At 44.0% G+C, this 10168-nt stretch carries 12 protein-coding genes; 2 read left to right on the top strand and 10 right to left on the bottom strand.

Features of this window, described 5'->3' with window-relative positions; all coding sequences use genetic code 11:
• The 8 genes from VIM87_RS21705 to VIM87_RS21670 all read right to left on the bottom strand — a co-directional run.
• The coding region (locus VIM87_RS21705; RefSeq protein ID WP_331999036.1) for a cytochrome C at positions 1-1100 on the bottom strand (1100 nt) is incomplete at its 3' end.
• A gap of 27 nt (positions 1101-1127) precedes the next feature.
• Positions 1128-2612 (bottom strand): cytochrome c, encoded by a 1485-nt coding sequence (locus VIM87_RS21700; protein ID WP_331999035.1) that lies wholly within the window; start codon positions 2610-2612, stop codon positions 1128-1130.
• Positions 2613-2786: 174 nt separating this feature from the next.
• Positions 2787-2924: a hypothetical protein gene (locus VIM87_RS21695; protein WP_331999034.1), complete on the bottom strand. Its 138-nt coding sequence runs from the start codon at positions 2922-2924 to the stop codon at positions 2787-2789.
• Positions 2925-2998: 74 nt separating this feature from the next.
• Complete coding sequence (locus tag VIM87_RS21690) at positions 2999-3862, bottom strand: AraC family transcriptional regulator (protein ID WP_331999033.1); 864 nt, start codon at positions 3860-3862, stop codon at positions 2999-3001.
• Positions 3863-4294: 432 nt separating this feature from the next.
• Positions 4295-4933 (bottom strand): SCO family protein, encoded by a 639-nt coding sequence (locus tag VIM87_RS21685; RefSeq protein ID WP_331999032.1) that lies wholly within the window; start codon positions 4931-4933, stop codon positions 4295-4297.
• A gap of 201 nt (positions 4934-5134) precedes the next feature.
• The gene (locus VIM87_RS21680) at positions 5135-5509 is read right to left on the bottom strand and encodes a hypothetical protein (RefSeq protein WP_331999031.1); all 375 of its coding nucleotides are present in this window, start codon (positions 5507-5509) and stop codon (positions 5135-5137) included.
• Positions 5510-5621: 112 nt separating this feature from the next.
• Positions 5622-6071 (bottom strand): VOC family protein, encoded by a 450-nt coding sequence (locus tag VIM87_RS21675; RefSeq protein ID WP_331999030.1) that lies wholly within the window; start codon positions 6069-6071, stop codon positions 5622-5624.
• A 53-nt stretch (positions 6072-6124) separates the two neighbouring features.
• Positions 6125-6715: a GNAT family N-acetyltransferase gene (locus tag VIM87_RS21670; protein ID WP_331999029.1), complete on the bottom strand. Its 591-nt coding sequence runs from the start codon at positions 6713-6715 to the stop codon at positions 6125-6127.
• Positions 6716-6725: 10 nt separating this feature from the next.
• Between VIM87_RS21670 and VIM87_RS21665 the strand changes: the two genes are divergently transcribed.
• Positions 6726-7652: a DMT family transporter gene (locus VIM87_RS21665; protein WP_331999028.1), complete on the top strand. Its 927-nt coding sequence runs from the start codon at positions 6726-6728 to the stop codon at positions 7650-7652.
• Positions 7653-7741: 89 nt separating this feature from the next.
• On the opposite strand, the gene VIM87_RS21660 is transcribed toward VIM87_RS21665, so the two are convergent.
• Together VIM87_RS21660 and VIM87_RS21655 are read right to left on the bottom strand one after the other, a co-directional pair.
• Positions 7742-8458 (bottom strand): LytTR family DNA-binding domain-containing protein, encoded by a 717-nt coding sequence (locus VIM87_RS21660; protein ID WP_331999027.1) that lies wholly within the window; start codon positions 8456-8458, stop codon positions 7742-7744.
• Positions 8451-9494 (bottom strand): sensor histidine kinase, encoded by a 1044-nt coding sequence (locus VIM87_RS21655; protein WP_331999026.1) that lies wholly within the window; start codon positions 9492-9494, stop codon positions 8451-8453. The genes VIM87_RS21660 and VIM87_RS21655 overlap by 8 nt, the downstream gene beginning before the upstream one ends.
• Before the next feature lie 156 nt (positions 9495-9650).
• Here VIM87_RS21655 and VIM87_RS21650 point away from each other — a divergent pair.
• Positions 9651-10168: Plug domain-containing protein (locus VIM87_RS21650; RefSeq protein ID WP_331999025.1), on the top strand; the 518-nt coding region annotated here is incomplete at its 3' end.

The following is a 10168-nucleotide window of genomic DNA, read 5'->3' as shown; positions in this document are numbered from 1 at the left end:
GCCATCCCTCCAGCGGAAGGCTCAGCTACAACAGGCATTTCTTCTTCAACCGGATTTTTCCTGGCCTCAGCAGAGATCTTTTCAAATTCAGCTGTTTTGGCTGCCATAAGCTTTTTATGAGGCGCTAAAGCATTGGCCCGGTAAATATGCCTGCCGCTTCCCATGAACAGCACCGTTATTGTCATAGCAACGATCACCTTCCGGTAGTTCCTGTCAATATTTTCGGGTGGGCCGGTGATGGCTTTCCACATCCAGTACATTGCCGGTAGTGCGATAGCTGCACCGCAAAGGATCACCAGGATGAGGTTCCATTTAACCCCTTTTGATGGGAGGGTTAAAAGCACAACAGGCCCGATCATGAATTGAAACAATGATACGGCGAATGTGAGTGAATACGCTTTTTTCTTAATGTCGTAGCGGGTTAACTTATGAAAATGGTTTTCAAACGGATACCTTTTCCTGCCAACATACCAAAACAGGAACAGGCCGGTAACAGCCATGGATGCGCAAAGGAAGTGAAGATAGCGCGGAAATACGTTGGGGAGCGTTAAGGCGCTTACAAAACCCCTGATGGTACCCCATTTCTCGGGGAATAACATCAGGTTGATATTTGTCAGGAAGATCAACGGGATGAATAAAAAGACCAGTACGGCTGCTGCAATAATTGAAATATGCAGCGGCTTATTATTTTCAAGCTTATGCCACGTATATTTATGCAGGTACGTTAATAGAAAGGCAATGGTCACCAGGGGAATAATTGAGATCCACATCAGCCCTGTCAGCGCATTTGCAGAATAAAAGTATACGGTATACAGGGCATTGATGCTGAGTAACGGAGCCACACCCAATACTACCGCCAGGCTCTTATTAACGGTTATGGTCTTCGCTATTTCATAGGCCAGGGTATCATACTCTTTATCCCTGAGACCTTTGATCTGCGTCCATAAAGTGAGTATGGAGCCTCCCAGCATCAGGTTTACGAATATTATATGCGCCAGGAAAGATAATATCAATAGAACCACCAGCAGCCATTCGGGCAAAGGAAGATCCAGGGGAATGTCTCTCGGAACGGGTGTATTGGCCTGTAGTAAAGTGATCATGTTTGACTTAATAAGTTGTATAAGATGTTATTTTTTGCTTAGCTCGTTATCCGCAGCGGACGTTTCATTTTTTTTTAGTAATGCTTCTGCAGCTTGTACATTATTTTGTGGATTCACTGTTATCCCTTCCGTTTGCGCGCCGCCAAGCGGTTCTCCGCTTAGCTGAAGGTGTTTGATGTAAGCGGTTAATGCTTTTAACTCTTTTTTATTTCCTGGAAACGGAGGCATGTAGGTTCTGCCATTATGCATATTGGGTATATAGGCTTCCATGGAATTTTCATCCAGGGGTTTACCCGCGCCATAGATCCGCTCAAATACTTCTACAATGGAGTTTATGCCGTTTGTGGTGTGGCAGCGGCTGCAGGATAGCATGAATACGTCCCGGCCTGCTGCCAGCTTATTTTCTTCCGTTATCTCCACCGTGCTTGCATACGTGGCATACTTTAGAATACCATCCCTTTTGTAAAGCGGATAATCTTCTTCCCGCAGCAGGTTGGAATACATATACCCGGCAATGATGTAAGGTTTTCTGATAAATTCTCTCACACGCTCGAAAATGCCAAGGAAACCAAAGGCTGCCAGGCAGGGCACCAGTACAAGCACAAAGCGTATTGATTTTGGCCGCAGTAATGCCCATATGCTGATGATCACCACCAGCGAAACTGCTCCGGGGATGATGTAGCGCAGTAATTCATAATACTGCGCAAATTCGATCGTTCCTACTGCGGTGCTCATATTGGAACGCATAGCCTCCGGCATGGCATGGTAGTATATGTATGCCGCGGCCACTGTAATGGGCGCCCATGACAGTATCCATTTTGATGCGTTCCTCAATGCTATATTCCTTACCGCAGTGCCTCTCTTTGCAAATATTGTGGTCAGCAACATGCCAAAGATGCCCCCTAATATCATTGCCGCCGGTGTACGGAAGAAAAGCTGCGGCAGATAGATGGGATTTGTAAATCCGTTCAGCAGGCTGTGATGTTTATTCCAGTTTCCGGGGTCCATCATAAACCCCAGTATGGAAACAATAATAGCCATAGTGATCCAGGAGAATATAGAAAGGAACCATCCGAACCTTATGTGGCGTAGTTTGGATGTAAGGGTCTTGCCGGCGTTCTTCCAGGTGAGAAAGTAGATCATTATCAGCACTACTTCCGATACAAAGGTCAGCCACTCTATAAACCAGGCAAAATAAAATACGCGGATCAGGCTTCCGATCGAAGAGGGGCTCACGAGTGCTGCAGAAAACCAGATACCTACTCCGGTCATGGCGCCCAGCGTAGTTGTTATAATAAAGGCTACCTTCATTTTTTTGTAAACCATATCATCCCATTCAGGATCGGTGATTTGCGAGGCGCCGGACATTTTTACTCCTTTCTGCTCCAGCCAGGTAATGTAGGGTATAAACCCAACGGCCAAACCATGATTAATAAAAACATGTATGATGGCAATCATAGCAATAAGGAACCGGTCATTTAACCAGTCAAGATGAAACATCGGGAAATCCATTATTTAATATTTACTGACTGCAAAGTTAGTACAGGCGTAGGCCAACAGGAAGAAATGAAAAAGCCGGTTGTTTAATAAAACAAGCCGGCTTTTTTAAAAATAAAGAGATAGTAATTAAAAAAACAATCGTACTGATATCGTTATACAGTTCTGTTGTTTAGATAAAAGTGCCTGCTATAATAGCTTTGAAAGCAATAGCAGCAGGCAGCACAACAGAATGCCAACTGCAATTCTGTTCGCTACCAGTATTGCCTCCACCAGGACTGTTTTTTCCGGATCGATCTGCCGGGAAAATATGTTCAGTAATTTCATTGTTAAGATTTTTTAAGATTAATGAATGCAGGCTTCAGATAAGGCTATAAGGTCTTCAGCATATAGCTGAATTTTTATTGGTGGCTTTTCCTGAAGTTCTCAGGTGTTACCCCGGTATTCTTTTTAAAAAAAGTTATGAAATAGGAAACGCTTTCAAATTCCAGATCTTTTGCTATCTCTGCGACCGTACGAACGGAGTAATGCAGTAAACGTTGGGCTTCTATAGTGATCCTTTTCCGGATCAACGCTCCGCTGGATATGCCCCTGTACTGTCTGCATATCTTATTCATGTAATTCGTGGTAATATTTAATTGTTCCGCATAAAAAGAGGGTGTTTTGTGCTTTCTAAAGTGCTCATCCAATAATAGTTGGAATTGTCTCAGCTTTTCTTCTTTATTGTTCTTTTTTTCATTCGGCGTCACCGGGTTAAATTGCCGGTCCAGCTTGCAAAGAAGAATATTGAGGAACGACCGGAGCACACTCTCTACACCTTTATGCTGATCATTAAATTCCTGTAGCATGAATCCGCAAAGCATTTTCCATTCAAATGCCTTATTTTCCCCAAGGCGCACGTAATTGCTGCTTTCCTTATTCATAAAGGAAAAATGAAATAGCGCATTATTGTTATACCTCAACGAAAAAAAGTCTTCTTCAAAAAAGATCATTATGCCGCTCGCAGCCCTGTTGATATCTATGCTGAATATACTGCCGGGTTTAACATAAATGACCTTCGGCCGGTCCAGCCGGATTGCAACTCCATCAATAACCGCAGTGCCCTGCGCATTTTCAACGCATAGTAGTGTATAGAACGTTTGCCTGTGCGGCTGTTCCAGCAAAGGGTATTTTTCAAGTATGCATTCAAGACTGCCGATCCAGAAAAGGTCATTATCTGCCTTAAACATCCCGGCAGATAGATCAGCAATGTTGCTGAATTTCATACTTGTATGGTAATTTATTTATGTTGAATGCAAAGCAAAAATAACGGGTTATACAAACCTGACCGGAGGTTTGAGGATCTGAGGAATATACAAATGGGGGTAGTACGGTGACCGGTAGTCACAGAAAGAGGGATTGTTTTCAGAGGATAAATGTTGTGTCAGCACGTCTGCCGTATCCTGGCAGAATAGCGTGATCTCTTTGTACCTGGTATCCGGTGATCTTTCCTGTTTGCTTTCATTTTCAATTAACTTACGTTCCAGGAAGCAGGAACCCCTGCAAACAGGAATGAGGTCAAATCTATTCACGCAAAGCGTTTTTTCGATGCGGTTCCTGTTCAGGTAAAATGCGGCTATGATCCAGCAATTACCGGTACTTTGTATAAGTATTATGCCTAAAAGCCATATGGATAGAAGCCGCTTCAAATTATGTGCTTAGGATGGTTCTTTTAAAAGAATATTAATATCATTTATCAGCCGGCCGGTTTCTTTAGGGTTCGTACCATCATATACTCCCCTGATATGTCTGTTTTTATCGATCAGCAACAGGCCGCCACTATGTAAGTAGCCACCTGGCGCAGTACTGTCTCTATAGGCAGTTGAGAAGTAACCCCGCTCTGCCAGCAGATAAATACTGTCCTGGTTGCCGGTAACAAACTTCCATTTCTTATCATCAAGTCCCAGGCTCACGGTAAACGCCTTCAGCCTTGGAATAGAATCACGTTCCGGGTCAATAGTATGTGATAGAAAAGATACCCGTTCATCTGTACTGAAATGATCATAAACCTTTTTCATTTCAGCAGTCATTTTAGGACAGATACTGGGACAGGATAAAAAGATAAAATCGGCTATGTAGGCCTTGCCGGCAAACGTCTTTTCATTGACGGTTAAACTATCCTGGTCTGTGAAAGAAAAGGACGGAACTACGGGATAGATTGAATCATATACCTTTTTGCCCTTCACCACCCGCTGAGAAACGGTTGGCTCACCCAGTAGAGGAAGCTTTTCCTGCGTTTGCCTGCAGCTCATTATAGTCAATACTATCGTAAAAGCCTGTATTAAGTAGGTTCTCATATTTGTATTTTAGAGGAATGACATAATCAATGGCATAACAAAGCCCGCTCCTGGTATTGCACAGAAGATCCATGTTAAAAACATCTGAATGGTGTTGATGAAATATGTTTAAATGTACTGTTAGCGCACAGTGAACAACGGCGCTGTTAACAGCCATTTACGGCATACAATTCAACAGTAAGAGAAGATAATATGGTTTGCTTAGACTGTGGGAGGATGGAAAACGCCGGTGGGCTGATCAACCGGGGCGCCTATACAATAAGGGAAAACATAATCCTTGGGAATGCTGGTAACAAAAGGTTTGGGTGTTTCCTGGTGGTACCATGCTGCATAAAATATTTCGTATCTGTCTGTATTTCGTTCGGGGCTTTCCTGTTCTTTTTTATCTTCCTCACGCAGCTTCTTTTTCAGGTGGCATTTACCGTTACAGTGCATTTTGGGCTTATCCCTGTTAATACACAGGTTTTTGGCAATATAATCCTGGTTGAGGTAAAAATCCAGCACAACAAAGTAACGGCCTGATAGCTGGCAAAGCCATACCATCATAAAAAGTACCGTTATTAATTGTTTACGCATCAGGAGGGTTGAAGATTGACGCGAAGTTATTAATAAATTGGTAGGAATAAAAGCTGTTAGTGAAAAAGCCGCTTTGTATTGCCAGCTATACAGCTTGCCGGTGAGGAATTTATTAACTCCAGTTTTGAAGTTCAATAATGTTACCGTCCGGGTCTGAAATATATATAAACTTCAGCAGCCCCACATTTTCAACATAATGTTCGCTCAATTCCCCGATTTTTGCTGCTCCGTTTTTTAATGCCAGATCTAACAGATCAATTATATTGTCCACTTGAAAAGCAATATGTCCAAACCCTTGTTTGTTTGGTAAGGGCTTTTCCGAATCTACTATTTCTGAATACTGATAAATTTCTAAAGTTGGCCCATTGTCGCCGTAACCCGGAAGCCGTATATGCATTCCTTTTAAATGAGCATTCGGAACACCTGTTCCTTTCTCAAGCCAGTTTCCCTTTTGGTCGCGCTGCGGAGGAACCGGTGTACAGTTAAAAACTGATTCATAAAAGTCTGCCAGTTGTTTCCAGTCTTTTGTTATAATATTTGTATGTCCGTATTTTACTTTCATGTTTAATTTGAATTGATCTTTCATTAAAGGATGACCGCTGGCGTGTGCTGTTTTTACGCTGCTCTTTTGTTTAATTCGAATAAAATGTATGTTCCCGTTGCTGTTTGTCCTTTTTCCTTTTCTACAAAGCCTTTTTGCCTGTAAAAGCGAATTGCCTTTGTATTATCTTCTTCACATTTTAATCTGACCGGGAGATCAAATTTGTCAAGTACAGCATTCAATAATTGAGTTCCGATGCCTTGATGCTGAAATTTATTGTCAACATACAAATGGTGAATAAAATGGTCGGCTGTCCATACAGAAACAAATCCAACAGGTATCTCATCAACAAAAGCTGCTAAAATAAATTCGCCTTTTGTTTCTTCTTCAAAATCCGATAACTTAAATCGTGAAGTATCCATCCAGGTAAAAGTTGAAACCCTGGTGTTAAGAAACAAATGCCGCAAAGCGTCAGTATCTTTCTCTCTGCTTTCCCTGATTGTAATTACTTCATTCCTTCGTACTGTCAAATGATAAGATTTTAGAGAAAAATACACATAACAGCCAATATACGCAATTTCAGCATGCAGGATATCCCTCTCTCCACAGCGAACCGGAATTAGCGCGGTCAGCGAACTTTTCTTATCTTGGCTCTCGCCATTCAACTGTAGCATTATGCCCGGACCATTGATCAACAAACAAACCAAAGGTTTTCTCAGTATTATATTCGTTATGATGATATGGGGCAGCTCTTTCACGGTTACTAAATTGGTAGTGACTGAATTGCCGCCGCATATCTTCGCCGGTATCCGGAATCTCATCGGTTGCGCCGCATTGTTGCCCTTTTATATTGCGCGGCGGCGCAAAGTAAAAGACCGCCTGCCATATGGAAAGCTAACGCTCATGGGCCTGGCAGGAACCACTCTTTACTATTTTGTGTTCAATACAGGCATGAAGTATGTTTCCGCTTCCACCGGGGCGCTTATCGAAGGGCTTGCACCCGTAGCTATCGCCATTCCTGCAGCTATTATCCTGAAAGAGCATTTGAAGAAACGCGCTATTGCCGGCATTGTACTGTCTGTTTCAGGGGTGATCCTGGTCGGCTTTGTAGGCAATGCTCAAAGATCGGAAAACGCTTTGCTGGGAAGTTTTTTGATCGTAGGTGCAGTGCTGTTATGGACTGCCTATACCTTGCTGTCCCGGAGCCTGAAAGAAACAGACACGGTGCTGGTAACAACGGTCAGCACTTTTATCGGCACTGCATTATCGCTGCCCTTACCGGCATACGAGATCATTACCGGAGGCATGCCTGCTATTTCATGGAAAGTATGGGCAGGAATGATCTACCTGGGAGTATTTGCATCTGCCGTAGCCTATTCATTATATAACAGAGCGCTCGAAAGCCTGCCGGCTGCGCAGGTAGGGAACTTTCTGAACTTAAACCCTGTTATTGGCGCATTGATCGCTTTCCTGTTCCTGAAAGATAGATTAACAGGATTGCAAATGGCGGGAGGGGTATTGGTGCTGGCGGGCATCTGGCTGAGCAGCCGGCGTGCAGGCGCTTCCGTACCGGCAGCTTCAAATAGTAAAATAGAGAAGTAGGCCAAAAAAGTATGCCCAGTCAGCCAAATGAATGTTACCGCAAGATGAGCTGAACCCCAAAGATTTCGCCCCTTAGGCAAAATCGCTGTTTACTGAAAATGATCCATAAGGTCCCTGCGGTAAGTAGTCCCAACAGGCAAAAGAGTGCCCTCGTCTAACAGTACCTGCCCACCGGCTAACTTACTGATACGGTTTATAGCAACGATATAGGATTTGTGAATTCTTTTAAACCTGGTTTTATCCAGTTTCTGTTCTATTTCCGTAGTTGTAATGGGGCTCAGGTACACGGATTGCTTTGTAAATACTTTTACATAATTGCCCCAGCTGCGGATATAAACTATATCATCATACAAAACCTTAATGACCTCACCTTCCACTTTCAGCATCACACTGCCGGCGATCGCTTCCGCAACGGCGTTTGCCCCGGAAGTAAAAGGTTTGGGGCGAAGCCTGGAATACACGGTATCTATGGCCACCATGAAGCGCTGCAGATCAAACGGCTTTACCAGGTAGTCCACTACGCGGTATTTGTATCCCTCCAGCGCATATTCCTGGTAGGCAGTGGTTAAGATCACCAGGGGCGGATCTGACAGGGTTTGCAACAGCTCCAGGCCGCTGAGCCCCGGCATATTGATGTCCAGGAAGATCAGGTCCACACGGTTATTATAAATATATCCCATGGCTTCCACTGCGGTGTAGAAAGAGGCTGCAAACTCCAGCTGCGGCAGCTGGCCAATATACTGTTTCAGCACCAGGTGGGCTCCTTCTTCATCATCTACGATAATGCATTTCAAATTTTCATCCATGTTCAATAGCATTTAAATTGAGTCTGAAGGTTGTCCGGTATTCCTGTCCTTCCGTTGTGCTGATCAGACTATATTGATTCCGGTAAAGCATCTCCAGCCGTTCTTTGATGTTGATTAAGCCGATACCAGTGGAATTACTTACCAGCGCTTCATCCGGCAATGAATTCCGTACTTCCGCCGTGAGCAGATCGTTAAAAAATTGAATGCTGATATCAACAAACCATTTGCGGCTGATGGTTACACTATGCTTAAACGCATTCTCCACCAGCGTGATCAGGATCAGGGGAGCTATCCTGTAGCGGTCAGGCAGCGTATCTTCTTCCGGAAAACGGTATTGGATCTCGCACCTTTTGCCAACCCGCTCACGCTCCATGGCTATGTAATTATCAATAAACTTCAGCTCATCGCGGATGAGGACAGTCCGCTTACTTCCATTCTCCAGCTGGTACCGCATCAATTCAGACAGCTTCAGAATTAACTGCGGTGTACGGGCCGGTTCAGTGAGGCTAACTCCATAGAGATTATTGAGCATATTGAAAAAGAAATGCGGGTTCAGCTGGGTGTGAAGATATTTAATATTCATTTCACTGAGCTTCAGCTGTACCTCGCTTCTTTTCTGCAGCTCCGTGGCATACCGGCGCAGCAGGAACATGGAAAGGATAGTAACGGTGCTGATGATACAGAGCACAAAGTGGTACACAATACCCATGAATATAGAAACATCGGGCTCCCGGTATAATTGCGGGGAGATCCAGTAATAATCCAGCGACAGTAACAGCAATGCACCTATGAACGTTAACAGCACAAAGCAAAAAAAGTACAGCGCATACTTTTTAGCCATCAGCAGCGGGAAAATAACATGGAGATTGAACTGCGCCTGCAGGTAAAGCACTACGAAAAATGTCAGTCCCTGAAGGAACGCCATAAAGGTATCCAGCTTGATCCATTCGTGCAGCATGGTAAGCACAAACATCGCAATAAATATTACCAGTTCCTGGAAGAACCGGCTTTTAAGCCAATTCGGTTTATTCTCCATCTGCAGTAAGTTAAGTTATACAAAGGTCAACCATAAAAATACAAAATGCAAAACCGGATGATGAACTGTGTTCGTCAGGTTTTTTGGCAGTTTGCTCATTCATTTTTCTGTGCTGGCGCCGGGCAGCCTTCCTTTGCAGATATTTAATTATCAATTATGTCACCAGTTATTCTTTTGAGACTTTCTGTTATAGCCTTCACCGGCTTAAGCATCCGTGTTCACGCGCAGCAACCGCTTTCACGGGAAACCGATACCGTAGCTGTAAGCAGGAAAGATACGTTGCAAGCCATTACCATCACTGCGAAAAAGAAGCTGATCGCAATGAAAGGAGACAAGCTGGTATATGACGCTACAGCGGATATCAGTAATAAGGCCGGTTCTGCTGCAGATGTGCTGAGAAAGGTGCCTATGCTCACTGTCAGCCCCGGGGGAGAAGTAAAAATGCGGGGCGATGCCAATATTAAAGTGCTGCTCAATGGCCTGCCATCGGGCCTGCTAGCCAAAAATCTGAAGGAAGCCTTAAAGATCATTCCGGCGGGCAGCATTGCATCCGTTGAGGTGATCACCTCACCTTCTGCAAAATACGAGGCGGAAGGCGCCGCAGGTATTATCAATATCATAACTAAAAAGAAGATCCGGGGTACCAGTGGCGAGTTCACACTCAGCGGCGGTAA

It is taken from the genome of Chitinophaga sp. (assembly GCF_036569125.1).
Lineage (GTDB): Bacteria > Bacteroidota > Bacteroidia > Chitinophagales > Chitinophagaceae > Chitinophaga.
This window is presented reverse-complemented; position numbering and strand designations above follow the sequence as displayed.

Bases quoted from the DNA above. Each gene is read 5' to 3' on its own strand.
- VIM87_RS21690 (WP_331999033.1), bottom strand. From the start codon at position 3,862: ATGAAATTCAGCAACATTGCTGATCTATCTGCCGGGATGTTTAAGGCA.
- VIM87_RS21660 (WP_331999027.1), bottom strand. From the start codon at position 8,458: ATGGATGAAAATTTGAAATGCATTATCGTAGATGATGAAGAAGGAGCC.
- VIM87_RS21665 (WP_331999028.1), top strand. From the start codon at position 6,726: ATGCCCGGACCATTGATCAACAAACAAACCAAAGGTTTTCTCAGTATT.
- VIM87_RS21655 (WP_331999026.1), bottom strand. From the start codon at position 9,494: ATGGAGAATAAACCGAATTGGCTTAAAAGCCGGTTCTTCCAGGAACTG.
- VIM87_RS21695 (WP_331999034.1), bottom strand. From the start codon at position 2,924: ATGAAATTACTGAACATATTTTCCCGGCAGATCGATCCGGAAAAAACA.
- VIM87_RS21680 (WP_331999031.1), bottom strand. From the start codon at position 5,509: ATGCGTAAACAATTAATAACGGTACTTTTTATGATGGTATGGCTTTGC.
- VIM87_RS21685 (WP_331999032.1), bottom strand. From the start codon at position 4,933: ATGAGAACCTACTTAATACAGGCTTTTACGATAGTATTGACTATAATG.
- VIM87_RS21675 (WP_331999030.1), bottom strand. From the start codon at position 6,071: ATGAAAGTAAAATACGGACATACAAATATTATAACAAAAGACTGGAAA.
- VIM87_RS21700 (WP_331999035.1), bottom strand. From the start codon at position 2,612: ATGGATTTCCCGATGTTTCATCTTGACTGGTTAAATGACCGGTTCCTT.